Source organism: Spirillospora sp. CA-108201 (assembly GCF_050936235.1).
GTDB lineage: Bacteria > Actinomycetota > Actinomycetes > Streptosporangiales > Streptosporangiaceae > Spirillospora.
In genome coordinates, this window is the sequence record NZ_JBNJNE010000001.1 from 6,388,577 (window position 1) to 6,402,101 (window position 13,525).

Consider the following 13,525-nt stretch of genomic DNA (forward strand, 5'->3'; position numbering starts at 1 on the left):
GAGATTACCCCCGGACATGGCGATCCGGCCTCTCCCCGTCCGGCCGCCGTCCGGCCACGCTGTCTCCATGAGCACCGAAGACGCCACGAGCCCTGAGAACACGCCGGGCACTGACGAGACCGAGAACCTCGACGAAGCCCCGGGCGCCGGTGGGGGGCTCGATGATCCGATCGCGGACTTCGCCAGGCGGCGGGTGGACGTGGACGGGGTGGTGAAGACCGTGTACGTCGCGGGCACCGGTCCGGCCGTCGTGCTGATGCCTGAGATGCCCGGCATCAGCCCGGACGTCCTGCGGCTGGCGCGGTGGGTGCGGGACGCGGGCTTCACCGTCCACGTGCCCTCGCTCTTCGGCCGCGACGGCGCGCATCCCACCGTCGAGGACGGCGAGCGGATCGTCCGCCGGGCGTGCGTGAGCGCCGAGTTCCGGGCCTTCGCGGGGGGCGGCACCAGCCCCGTCACGGCATGGCTGCGCGGGCTCGCCCGGCATGCCCACGCCGAGTGCGGCGGGCCGGGGGTCGGCGCGGTCGGGTTGTGCTTCACCGGGAACTTCGCCCTCACCATGGCGCTCGAACCGGCCGTCATAGCGTCCGTCGTGAACCATCCGTCACTGCCGCTGGACGACCCCGCCGCCCTGGAACTCGGCGACGACGACGCCCGAGCGGTCAAGGAGCGCGTCGCGCGTGACGGCCTGACCGTCCTCGCCTACCGCTTCGACGACGACCGGTGGTGCACCGGCCGGCGCTTCGCCGCCTACCAGGCGCTGCTCGGAGACGCCTTCGACGGGCGCGTGCTCCCGGGCGGCGTCGCGAACACCGACCCGCCCCCGTTCTTCCGCGACGTCGTCGCGACCCCCCACAGCGTCGTCACCGCACACCTCGTGGACGAGGACGGCCACCCCACGCTCCGCGCGAGGGACGAGATCCTCGCCTACCTGGCCGACCGCCTGAACCCCCAGACCCCCTAGGACGCGGCGGCTTGGCGGCCGGGGGTGCGGAGGGGGTGGGCGCTGCCCTCCAGGAGGACCTTCGCCACCAGGGCCGGGTCGTCGGACATGGGGACGTGGCCGCAGCCCTCCAGCCACACGAAGCGGGCGTCGGGGAGGCGGCGCTGGGCGCGGACGGCCTGGCTTCGCAGGAGCAGGCGGTCCTTCGTGCCCCAGGCGATGGTCACGGGGACGTCGGCGCAGGAGCCGAGGAACCGGATGGCGCGGCCCGCGCGGAGGGTGGGCTCGAAGCCCGGGGCGTCGCGCATGGCGCGGGCGTCGCCCGCGAGGGTCTCGACGTCCATCAGGTCGGGACGGCCGTAGATCATGCCGAACATGAGCGTGCGGCGGCGCGGGGAGCGGGCCAGCCGGGTGAGGAAGGTCTCGGGGACGCGGGCGCCGAGCCGCGTCGCGCGCAGCACCGACATGCCGTAGCGGAGCTCCAGGGCGTTGAAGAAGCCGGCCGGGGACAGGGCCGTCGCCGAGCTGGCGAGGCCGCGGTCGGCGGCTTCGAGGGCGAACAGGCCGCCGAGGGAGTTCCCCGCGATGTGCGGGCGGTCCAGGCCGAGGGCGGCGAAGGCGTCCGCGAGGGCGGAGACGGCGGTGTCCAGGGTGTAGGGGGTGCCGCCCGGAAGCGGCGGGGAGTCGCCGAAGCCGGGCAGGTCGACCGCGACGACCTCGCGTTCGGCGGCGAGCAGGTCCATGACCGGGGCCCACCCCTGGCGGCGGTGGCCGATGCCGTGCAGCAGGACGAGGGGCGGCCCCTCGCCGCGGCGCTCGAAAGCGATGTTCACCCGCGCGTTGTCCACGGGCGAAGGTTAGGCCGGAAGTTACTCAGCGGTCACTGGTGATGCTCGTCACTGCGCACTCGGCGGGGCGGCGGTGCTCCAGGGCGGTGCGCAGCTGCGCGCGGCCCCGGTGGATGCGGGAGCGGACGGTTCCGAGCTTGACGTTCAGCGACGCGGCGATCTCCTCGTACGACAGGCCCTCGATGTCGCACAGGACGACGGCCGCGCGGTACTCGGGGGCGAGGCCGTCCAGCGCCTTCTGGATGTCGTGGTCGAGGTGGCGCTCGTCGTAGGCCTGCGCGGGGCCCGGCTCGCGGCCCTGGAGGCGCTCGGCGGCGTCGTCGCCGAGGGAGTCGAACCGGATGCGCTGCTTGCGGCGGGCGCGGTCGAGGAACAGGTTCGTCGTGATCCGGTGCAGCCAGCCCTCGAACGTGCCGGGACTGTAGGAGGACAGGGAGCGGAAGACCCGGATGAAGACGTCCTGGGTCAGGTCCTCGGCGTCGTGGCGGTTGCCCGTCAACCGGTACGCCAGCCGGAACACCCTGGTCGAGTGCTCGCTGACGATCTCATCCCACGTCGGCGGGGTCCACGCCATCGCTCCTGCGCTCACCACTACCCCCGTCTGATACTCAATCGTTACGGCCAAGCATGCCGGTACCCAGATAAGAGCCGTGTAAGAACGTCGGGCGTGGCCGGATCAGGCACACGGGATGTGACCCATCTCATTGGACCGGATGTCGACAAGGATTGAGTCGCCGCCGGTCCGCGTGGAGGATCGGGGCAGGTCCCCACCCCGAGACGCGAGGACGCGGCATGGCGCGAAGCTACAACCTGGCCGACCTGCTCGAGATCCTGGCCGCGGCGGGGCCGGACCGCCCCGCCCTGGTGGCGGGCGCGGAGCGGCGGACGTACCGGCAGCTCAGCGAGCGGGCGAGCCGCGTCGGGCACCATCTCGCCGAGGCCGGGGTGCGGCCGGGCGAGCACGTGGCGATCCTCGCCTACAACCGGGCCGAGTGGATCGAGGCGATGCTCGGCGCGTTCAAGATCCGCGCCGTGCCGATCCCGGTGAACTTCCGCTACGTCGCCGCCGAGCTGCGCCACGTGCTGGCCGACTCCGACTCGGTGGCGCTCGTCGGCGAGCGCTCCCTGCTGGCGAAGGTCGAGGAGATCCGGGGCGAGCTGCCCGCGCTGCGGCACGTCGTCGTGCTGGAGGACGGCTCCGCGGCGGAGATCCCCGGCGCGGTCGAGTACGAGAAGGCACTCGCCGGGGCGTCGCCCGGCGACGACTTCCCCGAGCGCTCCGGCGACGACCGCTACATCATGTACACGGGCGGCACGACGGGCTACCCGAAGGGCGTCGAGTGGCGCTGCGAGGACATCTTCTTCGGCGCGCTCGGCGGCGGGAACGTCCTCGGCGACCCCATCGGCGACCCCGAGGAGCTGGCCGCCAACGCCGACCAGCCCGCGATGGCCGTGCTCGACTGCGCGCCCGTCATGCACGGCGCGGGCCAGTGGGTCGCGTTCATGGGGTTGTTCAGCGGGGCCAAGGTCGTCCTTTACACCGACCACGCGTTCGACGCGGACCGGGCCCTGCGGCTGCTCGCCGAGGAGCGGGCGAACGTGATGATGCTGGTCGGCGACGTCATGGCGCGCCCGGTCGCGAAGGCGCTCGCCTCCGGCGGCCACGACACGTCCTCGCTGATGGCGGTCGCGTCCGGCGGCGCGCCGCTGACCGAGGGCGCGAAGGCCGCGCTGCTGGGGCACCTGCCGAACCTCATGTTCCTCGACAACTACGGCGCGTCGGAGACCGGCGCCTGCGGCCCGTCCGTCGGCGCCGAGGAGGGGACGGCCCGGTTCATGATGAAGCCGGGCATCACCGTCCTCGACGACGACCTGAACGTCGTGCGGCCCGGCGAGATCGGCAGGCTCGCGCGCAGCGGCCGCATCCCGCTCGGCTACTACAACGACCCCGCGAAGACGGCGTCGACGTTCTTCACCGCCGCGGACGGGACGCGCTGGTCGGTCCCCGGCGACTTCGCGAGCCTGGAGGAGGACGGGACGATCACGCTGCTCGGCCGCGGCTCCCTGGTGATCAACACGGGCGGCGAGAAGGTGTACCCGGAGGAGGTCGAGGTCGCGCTCAAGGCCCACCCCGCCGTGGAGGACGCGGTCGTCGTGGGCCTGCCGGACGAGCGGTTCGGGCAGCGCGTCGCCGCCGTGGTCGCCCCGCGCGCCGGCGCGACGGTGACCCTTGAGGATCTGACCGAATACTGCCGCGACCGTCTTGCCGGCTACAAGCTTCCGCGGCAGATGACCCTGGTCGACGAGGTACAGCGAACGGCCGTCGGCAAGTCCGATTACAAGTGGGCCAGGAGCGTGCTCGCTTAGAGTTCTGGCAAAGTCACGGTGTGCGGGTTATACCACGCCTGAGCACTTTTTCCCCTGCGGACGCCAGTCAAGAATCAATTGATGGCGAGGGAGCGTGCCTTGGGCGCGTTCCGGCGATTATCCGCCTCATGAGTGGGGATCGGCTGATACCGCTCGCGCGCCGGTATCGCCTGCTCTCTGTCGTCGGCAGAGGCGGCATGGGCACCGTCTGGCGGGCGTACGACGAGATGCTCGACCGGGATGTCGCGGTCAAGGAGGTGCACCTCCCCCCGCGCATCACCGAGAGCGAGCGCAGGGTGATGTGCAGGCGCCTGTTCTCCGAGGCCCGCGCCACCGCGGCCCTGCGCCACCCCGGCGTCGTCGCCGTGCACGACCTCATCATCGAGGACGGCCGCCCCTGGATCGTCATGGAGTTCCTGGAGTCGTGCTCGCTGCACAGGCTGGTCACGGAGGACGGCCCGCTCGGCGTGCGCCGGGCGGCGGAGATCGTCGCGGCGGTCCTGTCGGTGCTGCGCGCGTCGCACGCGGCGGGCATCCTGCACCGCGACGTCAAGCCCAGCAACGTCCTGCTGTGCGACGACGGCCGGGTCCTGCTGAGCGACTTCGGGCTCGCCGTCCACACCGGCAAGGGCGCGCAGCCGGCCGACACCCTGCTCGCCGGGATCGAGGGCTCTCCCGCGTACCTTCCGCCGGAACGGGTGAACGGCCTGCCGAGCGTGGAGGCGTCCGACCTCTGGTCGCTCGGCGCGACGCTTTACACGGCGGTCGAGGGCTTTTCGCCTTTCCTGCGGTGCCACGCTCTCGCCTCGATGGTGGCGGTTCTTCTGGGCGACTACGCGCGCCCGGTCCGGGCCGGGCCGCTGACGCCGGTCGTCGAAGGGCTGCTGCGGCAGCGGCCGGAGGACAGATTGACCGCCGAAGCCACCGCGGAAATGCTGCAAAAGGTCATCGGAACGGTCCCCGAACCCGGTTTCACTCGCGCGCCTGTGCCGCATCCCCGCCGTTTCTCCGCCCACCGCACCGTTCTGGGGCGCCGCGTTCCGTGGGCGCTCAGCGGCGCCTGGGTGTCGCGGGACGCGCCGAGGGCGCCGGTCCCGCGCGGCCCGCGGGTCCCGTGGGCGCTGCGGGGCGGCAGGCCGCCGGGGGACCGGTCCGGGAAGCCGCCGTGCGGTTCGCGGCAGGCGGGGTGGCGCGTCCCGGCGCTGCCGTCGCGGCGGCTGCGGCCCGGGGCGGTCGTCAGTGTCGCGCTGCTGGCGGCGGTCGCGGCCGGGGCGGGCACCTGGACGGCCCGGTGGACGTCGATCGGCAAGGGCGACGCGGTCGCGCTGCGTCCCGCGGCGGGCGTGTCGGTGAAGACGGCGAAGTACCACGAGGCGGGCGCCTACTCGGTGCGGGTGCCCGCGGGCTGGCAGGCGGAGCGGCGCGGCGGCGTGATGTCCTGGAAGGACGCCGGAAACGGACGGGGGCTGCGCATCGCCCCGGTTCCGGGCGACGCGCTGACCGGGCTGCGCGCCGAGGAGCGCGACGCGGTGGAGAGGCACCGGTATCCCGGGTACCAGCGGCTGCGGCTGGAACCGGTGCCCGAGGTCATCGACGGCGCCGCCGAGTGGGAGTTCACCTGGCGGGACGGTGTGCACGACGCAGTGCGGCACGTGCTGTGCGGTCGGGCGGCCGGGTACGAGTTCTGCTTCCACGCGCCCGACCCGGAGTGGACGCCGGGCCAGCGCCTCTACGACGGGATCCTCAAGTCGTTCAGGCCGGAGAACGGCGGCTGAGCTCCGGCCGGATCGCCGGGCCGGGTCAGGTCGTCTGCTGGAGGCGCAGGAGGAACTCGGCGTTGGAGGAGGTGCCCTTCATCTTCTCCAGGAGCTGCTCGACGGCGGCCTGCTTGTCCAGGCCCTGGAGGGCGCGGCGCAGGCGCCAGGAGAGGGCGAGCTCCTCGGGGGACATGAGCAGCTCGTCGCGGCGCGTCCCGGACGCCTCGATGTCGACGGCGGGGAAGACGCGGCGGTCGGCGAGGCCCCGGTCGAGCTTCAGCTCCATGTTGCCGGTGCCCTTGTACTCCTCGAAGAAGACGTCGTCCATGCGGGACCCCGTCTCCACCAGCGCGGTGGCGAGGATGGTGAGCGAGCCGCCGTTCTCGATGTTGCGGGCGGCGCCGAAGAACTTCTTCGGCGGGTAGATCGCGGTCGTCGCGACGCCGCCGGCGAGGATGCGGCTGCTGGAGGGCGCCGCGAGGTTGTAGGCGCGGCCGAGCCGGGTGATCGAGTCGAGCAGCATCACGACGTCGTGGCCCTGCTCGACGAGGCGCTTGGCCCGCTCCACGGCGAGCTCGGCGAGCGCGGTGTGGTCGCGCGCGGGACGGTCGAAGGTCGAGTGGATCACCTCGCCGCGCACGGTCCGCTGCAGGTCGGTGACCTCCTCGGGGCGCTCGTCGATGAGCACCACCATCAGGTGCACCTCGGGGTTGTTCTGCGCGATGGCGTTCGCGAGGGCCTGCAGCACCATCGTCTTGCCGACCTTCGGCGGCGACACGACGAGCCCGCGCTGCCCCTTGCCGATCGGCGAGACCAGGTCGATGACGCGGGTCGCGAGCGGGCCGGTGTCCAGGCGCAGCCGCTCCTCGGGGAACAGCGGGGTCAGCGCGCCGAACTCGGGCCGGTTCGCCGCCTCCGCAACGGGGAGGCCGTTCACCGTCTCGACGCGGGTGAGGGAGGGGGAGTCGCCCCGGCCCTGCTTGGGCGCCCTGGCGAAGCCGGCGACCACGTCGCCGGGACGCAGGTGGTGCGCCCTGACCTGGGCGAGGGAGACGTGGACGTCCTCGGGGCCGGCGAGGTAGCCGGACGTGCGGACGAAGGCGTGCTTGTCCTGGAGGGACAGCAGGCCGTGGAAGGGGACGGTCGGCGCGTCGTCGGCCGGGCGCCGCTGCTGGCGCGCGTCCTTGCGGGCGCTCTGCGCGGCCACGGCGTGCGCGCCGCGTGCGGGTGCCTTGCGGCCTGCCGCGGGTTCTGATTCGAGAGTGGGGGCGGACATACGGGTCCCTTCTCAGGCGGGCGCACGGCGGGCGGCGCCGCCCGGAGTCGAAGTCCGCGTACGGCGGCGGAACCCGCGGCGCGTACGCGAGAGGAATGCGAAGGATGCAGCTCGGTCCACCGGGCTGACGTCGGCTCCCTTGTGCGATGGCCCCGCACGCCGTGTGCGCGCCGGACCGGAAAGTCACCGGGCGCTCAGATGGCCCGGGCGGGGAAGAGACGTCCTCGACGTGAGTCGTGAGAGTCCAAGGACGTTGCTTCGACAGTACAGCAATCGAGGTCGCTTTCGCATTCCCCCGTTTCGGTGACGGCTTCCACGCGGCTGTCCCCCTGCGTCCGTCCGGCGCCGCGGCGTCCCCCGCCCCGCGGTCCCGGTGCTCGTGCTGATGATGGTTATGACTAACGGACCGGCCTCCGGGTTCCAGCGGCCCCTCCCGCGGCCGGGCGCCGGGCGGCCGCCGAATACGATGAGCGGCGCTGCGCGGCGCGAGGGAGGACGATGGGCGAGGGGCTGCGGTCCGAGGTGGCCGGGGGCGTCGGGACGGTCACCATCGACCGTCCGGCCAAGCGGAACGCCATGTCGGCGGACATGTGGCGGGCGCTGCCCGGCATCCTGGACGGGTTCGCCGCCGACCCGGCCGTCCGCGTCGTGGTGCTGACGGGGGCGGGCGGGAACTTCTGCGCGGGCGCCGACATCGCCGAGCTGGACGACATCCACCGCGACGACGACTCGCACCTGTCGACGGTCGCCGAGCGGGCGCTCGCGGCGTTCGGCAAGCCGACGCTCGCCGCGATCGAGGGGTACTGCGTGGGCGGCGGCTGCCAGCTCGCGGCCGCCTGCGACCTGCGGTTCGCGGCGGAGGGCGCGCGTTTCGGGATCACGCCGGCCAGGCTCGGCATCGTCTACCCGGCCGCCGCGACGGCGCGGCTCGTCCGGCTGGTGGGGCCGTCGGCGGCGAAGTACCTGCTGTACTCCGCCGACCTGGTCGACGCCGCGCACGCGCTGCGCGTCGGGCTGCTGGACGAGGTCGTCCCCGAGGGCGGCCTGCACGACCGCGTCGCCGCGTTCACCGAGACCCTCGCGTCCCGCTCCCTGCTCACCCAGCAGGCGTCCAAGGACATCGTGGACGCGATCGTCGCCGCGGGCCCGGTCGAGGAGAGGGCGCGGCGGTGGCTCGCCGAGGTCGCGGCCAGCGGGGAGGTCGAGGAGGGCATCGCCGCGTTCCTCGAACGCCGGGCGCCCGAGTTCCCCTGGAAGTCGCCCCTGCGGTGAGAGCCCGGCGCTGACGGCGGTCCCGCGGCGGTCAGGCGTTGAGCGCGGGCCAGGCGGACACGTCGCAGAACCGGCCTTCGGGGAGCCGGTGGAGGCGCCGGGCGGCGGCGTCCGGGTCGCCGAGCGGCTCTTCGTCGCCCGGACGGCGCAGCTCGGCGAGCGGCAGCACCCCGCACACCAGCGACTCCGGCGTCCGCACCATGAGGAGCGGGCCGATCCGCGCGCCGCCCCGGTCGACGTCGCGCAGCGCGCCCAGCAGGGCCCGCGCCGGGCCGGTGGACTCCACGCAGTGCTCGCGCAGCGCGGCCACGAGGTCGAGGAAGTCGCCCTCCAGGCCGCGCGGGCCGCGTCCGGACAGGTAGTGGCGGTCCCCGTCGGTCAGCTCGACGCGCAGCCCGTGGTGCTCGGCGAACCGCTCGAACGGGCCGGTCAGCGCCGGGCGCGCCTCGGCCGGCGCGACGGTGAGCGCCCCGGTGACCAGGTCGGTGGGTTCGGCGCCGAGGGACGCGGCGGCGGCCTGGTCGAGGCGCCGGGCGAGCTGCCCGCGGAGCGCGGCCGTCTCGGCGGCCAGCCGCCGCAGGGCCTCGCCCTGCTCCTCGGCGGCCTCCCGCCGCTCCCTCAGCCGCTCGCTCACGTCCGGGACGAGCCGGTCGTTGATCTGCGTGACGAGCGACCGGATCCGGGCGTCGGCCTCGGCGAACGCGGCGCGGTCGCCCTCCTGGTCGGCGGCGAGCCGGTCGAGGCGCTCGCGCTGGGAGGCGCGGAACTCCTCCAGCTCGTCCCGGGTCCCCTTGAGGGCGCGCAGCTGCGTGCGGATGTCGGCGATCTCGGGCGCGCCCGGCGTCCGGCCGCGCTCGAACGCCAGGTACAGCTCCCGCCCGGCGATCGCCAGGCACAGCAGAACCAGAACCATCGTCATCGCGCCCTCCCCGGGCCTGCTCGCGGGGCAGACTACGCCCGCCGCGCCCGCCGGCGGAACGGCTCAGCGGTTGAGGTAGGCCAGGACGGCGAGGACGCGGCGGTTGTCGTCGCCGGTGACGGGCAGGTCGAGCTTGGCGAAGATGTTCGCGGTGTGCTTGGTCACCGCGCGCTCGGTGACGACGAGCCGCTCCGCGATCGCCGCGTTGGAGCGTCCCTGCGCCATCAGCTCCAGGACCTCGGTCTCGCGCGGGGTGAGGCGGCCGAGCGGGGTGTCGCGGGTGCCCCGGGCCACGAGCCGGGAGATGACCTCGGGGTCCATCGCGGTGCCGCCCGCGGCGACCCGGCGGACCGCGTCCACGAACTGGGCCGCGTCGAACACGCGGTCCTTGAGCAGGTAGCCGATCGCGCCGGTGCCGTCGGCGAGCAGCTCGCGGGCGTAGAGCTGCTCGACGTACTGGGACAGCACGAGGACGGGCAGGCCCGGCACCTGGCGCCGGGCCTCCAGCGCCGCCTGGAGGCCCTCGTCGGTGAAGGACGGGGGCAGGCGCACGTCGACCACCGCCACGTCCGGGCGGTGGTCGAGCAGTGCCTTCAGCAGGGACGGGCCGTTGTCGACGGCCGCCGCGATCTCGAAGTCGTGCGACTCCAGGAGGCTGACGAGCCCTTCCCTCAGGAGGGCGAGATCTTCGGCGAGGACAACGCGCACGGCAGCTCCATGGTCACGATCGTCGGGCCGCCCGCGGGCGAGCTGAGGGCGAGGACGCCGTCGAATGTACCGATCCGGCGCTCGATCCCGCGCAGCCCGGAGCCGCCCTCCAGGGTCGCGCCGCCGCGGCCGTCGTCGGTGACGCTGATCCGCAGCATGCCGTTCTCGTGCCGCATGTCGACCCAGACGCGGGACGCCCCGGAGTGCTTGGCCGCGTTGGTGAGGATCTCCGACACCGCGAAGTAGGCGGCGGACTCGACCGGCGGCTCGGGCCGCGCCGGCAGGTCGGCGGACACCTCGACGTCCAGCGGGTGGTCGAGCGCGAGGGCCCGGACCGCGTCGGCGACGCCGCGGTCGGCGAGCACGGGCGGGTGGATGCCGCGGACGAGGTCGCGCAGCTCGTGCAGCGCCTTGGCCGACGAAGCGCGGGTCTCGGCGAGCAGGATGCGGGCCTTCTCCGGGTCCTTGTCGAGCAGGTGCTCGATCGCGCCGAGGCTCATCCCCATCGCCACCAGCCGGGCCTGCGCGCCGTCGTGCAGGTCGCGCTCGATGCGGCGCAGCTCGGCGGCGGAGGCGTCCACGGCCTCCGAGCGGCTCTCGGTGAGGTGCTGGACGCGCAGCGCCAGCTCCGACTTGCGCGTCGGGCCGAGGATGGCGCGGCCCCAGTGCCCGTAGGCGGTCAGCATCTTCGGGCCGATGGCGTAGCCGAGGGCGATGAACGCGCTGGCGGCGGCCACCGTGGAGAGGACCCGTCCGGTGTCGCGGCCGAACCCCTCGGTGACGTGGATGTAGGCGTACCAGTCGCTGCCGCCGTAGTGCCCGATCATGTCGCCGGCGAAGGCGGCGAGCACGTACCCCCACACCCCGTAGAGGATCAGCAGGGCGGGCAGCGCCGCGGTGAACACCGAGACGACCGGGTCGGTGACGACCCACAGGTAGTCCCGCCAGGTGGCGGGGTCGCTGATCAGCGCGACGAAGCGCTTGAACACGCCGTTCAGGCCGGGCTCCCGCTCCGGTTCGGGAAGGTAGGGCCGTGCGATCTGGACGTCGGTCCACCGGTTGATGCGGACCCGGTAGGCGTCGAGCCGCTCGCGCAGCAGCATCGTCGAGGACGGGAACAGCAGCACCCCGACGAAGCTCGTGATCATCGACACGACCGCGATGAACCACAGGCCGACGAAGGTCGCGGGGATGGCCAGAAGCCAGAGGGCCAGCCCGCGCCAGGGCGCCCGCACATGCCGTTGCAGCCGTGTCTCTTCCACCAGTCCACCGTTCACCGGATCCTCCGCGGGTCGCTTGCCGTCTGGTGTCCAGTCTTCTGGCGGCGGCCCCGCAGCACAGTGTGCCCGCAACCCGAGCGTGGGGTGTACCTGAGTACACCCGGACGCGGGCCCAAAAAATTGGATCGGACATAAAAATAGTCTTGACCTTGTAGGCGTAATCAGTCTAATTTTAGGCTCGTTCCATTTAATTGGAGGCTCCCATGACCGCACCCGCCCGCGCCCCCGCGGCGCGGCGACCGGCCGAGAAGATGGACCCGGCCCTGCTGAAGACGTCGTTCGTGCTGGTCCTCGGCCCGGTCCTCGCCCTGCTCGACACGACGATCGTGACCGTCGGCCTGGACGCCGTCGCCGGCGAGTTCCACAGCACGCCCGCGACGTTGCAGTGGGTCTCGGCCGGGTACCTCCTCGCGATCTCGATGGTGATGCCGCTGGCGGGCTGGGCGAGCGACCGGTTCGGCGCCCGCAGGACGTGGATGGCCTCCGTCGCCCTGTTCGCCGCCGGGTCCGCCCTCTGCGGACTCGCGTGGTCGGCCGCGAGCCTCATCCTGTTCCGCGTCCTCCAGGGCGTCGGCGGCGGCCTGATCCAGCCGGTCGGGCAGTCGATCGTCGTCCGGACCGCCGGGCCCGCGCGCCTCGGCCGCGTCTTCGGGATCACCCTCCTGCCGCTGACGTTCGCGCCGGTCCTCGGCCCGGTCCTCGGCGGGCTGGTCGTCGACCGGTTCGACTGGCGGTGGATGTTCCTGGTGAACGTCCCGCTCGGCCTGCTGACCCTGCTGCTGGCGGCCCGCCACGTCCCGTCCGACACCCGGCGCGGGACGGGCGGCGACCGGCTGGACGTCCTCGGCCTCGCGCTCCTGTCACCCGGCCTGGCCGCGCTCGTCTACGGCTTCTCCGCGGCCGGCGGCGAGGGCTTCGGCGCCCTCCGCGTCGCGATGCCGCTGCTGGCCGGGGCGGCGCTCGTGCTCGGCTACGGCGCGCACGCCCTGCGCCGCCGCGCGGCGGCCCTGATCGACCTGCGCCTCTTCGCCCGGCGCGGCTTCGCGGTCGCCACGGCCAACTCGTTCCTTCAGGGCGCCGCGCTCTACGGCTCGATGCTCCTGCTGCCGCTCTACTACCAGCAGGTCGAGCACGCGACCGCGCTGGAGGCGGGCCTCCTTCTCGCCCCGCAGGCCCTCGGAACGGCCGCCGCCACGTTCTTCGCGAGCCGCCTGGCCGACCGCGTGGCGCCGCGCCCGCTGATCCTCACCGGCATCCTGCTGACGCTCGCCGGCACGGTCGCCTTCACCCAGCTGGGCTCGTCGCCGGCGGGCTGGCTCCTTGTGGCGTCGCTGGTCGTCCGGGGCGCGGGGCTCGGGGTGGTGATGGCGCCCGGGATGGCGACGATCTACGCGAGCGTCGAGCGCCACGAGGTCGCGCGCGCCGCCGGGGCGGTCAACACCCTCAACCGGGTCGGCGGCTCCCTGGGCACCGCGATCCTCGCCGTCGTCCTGCAGCGCTCCCTGGACGGCCACGCCCCCGCGGCCGCCTACGGCCGCACCTTCTGGTGGGCGGTCGGCCTGTCCGCCCTCACCCTCGTTCCCGCCCTGCTCTACCCGTCCCGGAAGGAGAACCGATGAGGCTCCGGCTGCTCAGCGTTCACGCACACCCGGACGACGAGTCGAGCAAGGGCGCCGCCACGCTCGCGAAGTACGCGGCCGAGGGCGCGGACGTCCTGGTCGCGACCTGCACGGGCGGAGAGCGCGGCGACGTGCTCAACCCCGCGATGGACCGGCCAGGGATCCGGGCGGACCTGCCGGCGATCCGGCGGGCGGAGACGGAGGCGGCGCGCACGATCCTCGGCGTCCGGCAGCGGTTCCTCGGCTTCGTCGACTCGGGCCTGCCCGGCGCGGGCGAGCCGCTGCCCGACGGCTGCTTCGCGCGCACGCCCCTCGCCGAGGCCGCCCGCCCCCTCGTGGCGCTGATCCGCGAGTTCCGTCCCCACGTGGTCGTCACCTACGACGAGACGGGCGGCCATCCGCATCCGGACCACATCAGGACGCACGAGGTGACGGCGGAGGCGTTCGACGCGTCCGCCGACCCGTCCCGCCACCCGGGGACTACCACCTCGCCCGTTCCCGCGTGAAGACGGAACTGCCCGAGAGCGACCTCTTCG

General features: G+C 73.6%; 10 protein-coding genes and 2 pseudogenes. 6 read left to right on the forward strand and 6 right to left on the reverse strand.

What is annotated here, in order from left to right:
* Positions 1 to 67 precede the first annotated feature (67 nt).
* The gene (locus tag ACQEU6_RS30820; RefSeq protein ID WP_499336546.1) at positions 68 to 964 is read left to right on the forward strand and encodes a dienelactone hydrolase family protein; all 897 of its coding nucleotides are present in this window, start codon (positions 68 to 70) and stop codon (positions 962 to 964) included.
* On the opposite strand, the gene ACQEU6_RS30825 is transcribed toward ACQEU6_RS30820, so the two are convergent.
* Together ACQEU6_RS30825 and sigE are read right to left on the reverse strand one after the other, a co-directional pair.
* Positions 961 to 1,791: an alpha/beta fold hydrolase gene (locus ACQEU6_RS30825; protein WP_499336547.1), complete on the reverse strand. Its 831-nt coding sequence runs from the start codon at positions 1,789 to 1,791 to the stop codon at positions 961 to 963. The genes ACQEU6_RS30820 and ACQEU6_RS30825 overlap by 4 nt on opposite strands.
* A 25-nt stretch (positions 1,792 to 1,816) precedes the next feature.
* On the reverse strand, positions 1,817 to 2,365 hold the full coding sequence (gene sigE, locus ACQEU6_RS30830) for an RNA polymerase sigma factor SigE (RefSeq protein WP_499336548.1): 549 nt from the start codon (positions 2,363 to 2,365) through the stop codon (positions 1,817 to 1,819).
* Positions 2,366 to 2,583: 218 nt separating this feature from the next.
* On the opposite strand from sigE, the gene ACQEU6_RS30835 reads away from it, so the two are divergent.
* Positions 2,584 to 4,158: an acyl-CoA synthetase gene (locus tag ACQEU6_RS30835; RefSeq protein ID WP_499336549.1), complete on the forward strand. Its 1,575-nt coding sequence runs from the start codon at positions 2,584 to 2,586 to the stop codon at positions 4,156 to 4,158.
* 128 nt (positions 4,159 to 4,286) lie between these two features.
* Positions 4,287 to 5,933, forward strand: coding sequence for a serine/threonine-protein kinase (locus tag ACQEU6_RS30840; RefSeq protein ID WP_499336550.1), 1,647 nt, complete (start codon positions 4,287 to 4,289; stop codon positions 5,931 to 5,933).
* A gap of 25 nt (positions 5,934 to 5,958) precedes the next feature.
* Here the strand turns inward: ACQEU6_RS30840 and rho are convergent.
* Positions 5,959 to 7,147 (reverse strand): annotated as a pseudogene (rho, locus tag ACQEU6_RS30845) (transcription termination factor Rho); the annotation flags it as partial.
* Between the two features lie 542 nt (positions 7,148 to 7,689).
* Between rho and ACQEU6_RS30850 the strand changes: the two are divergent.
* Positions 7,690 to 8,463 (forward strand): enoyl-CoA hydratase/isomerase family protein, encoded by a 774-nt coding sequence (locus ACQEU6_RS30850; RefSeq protein WP_499336551.1) that lies wholly within the window; start codon positions 7,690 to 7,692, stop codon positions 8,461 to 8,463.
* Positions 8,464 to 8,494: 31 nt separating this feature from the next.
* Here the strand turns inward: ACQEU6_RS30850 and ACQEU6_RS30855 are convergent, their stop codons facing one another.
* The 3 genes from ACQEU6_RS30855 to ACQEU6_RS30865 form a co-directional block, all read right to left on the reverse strand.
* A complete protein-coding gene (locus ACQEU6_RS30855) occupies positions 8,495 to 9,382 on the reverse strand; it encodes a hypothetical protein (protein WP_499336552.1) in 888 nt (295 codons plus the stop codon).
* A 63-nt stretch (positions 9,383 to 9,445) separates the two neighbouring features.
* Positions 9,446 to 10,090 carry a response regulator gene (locus tag ACQEU6_RS30860; RefSeq protein ID WP_179845488.1) on the reverse strand — a complete coding sequence of 215 codons (645 nt, stop codon included), beginning with the start codon at positions 10,088 to 10,090 and terminating at the stop codon, positions 9,446 to 9,448.
* A complete protein-coding gene (locus ACQEU6_RS30865; RefSeq protein WP_499336553.1) occupies positions 10,054 to 11,352 on the reverse strand; it encodes a sensor histidine kinase in 1,299 nt (432 codons plus the stop codon). The genes ACQEU6_RS30860 and ACQEU6_RS30865 overlap by 37 nt, the downstream gene beginning before the upstream one ends.
* Positions 11,353 to 11,573: 221 nt before the next feature.
* Here ACQEU6_RS30865 and ACQEU6_RS30870 point away from each other — a divergent pair, with 221 nt between their 5' ends.
* Both ACQEU6_RS30870 and ACQEU6_RS30875 read left to right on the forward strand, forming a co-directional pair.
* Positions 11,574 to 12,989: a DHA2 family efflux MFS transporter permease subunit gene (locus ACQEU6_RS30870; protein WP_499336554.1), complete on the forward strand. Its 1,416-nt coding sequence runs from the start codon at positions 11,574 to 11,576 to the stop codon at positions 12,987 to 12,989.
* A pseudogene (locus ACQEU6_RS30875) lies at positions 12,986 to 13,471 on the forward strand (PIG-L family deacetylase); the annotation flags it as partial. The gene ACQEU6_RS30870 and the pseudogene ACQEU6_RS30875, both read left to right, overlap by 4 nt.
* Positions 13,472 to 13,525 lie beyond the last annotated feature (54 nt).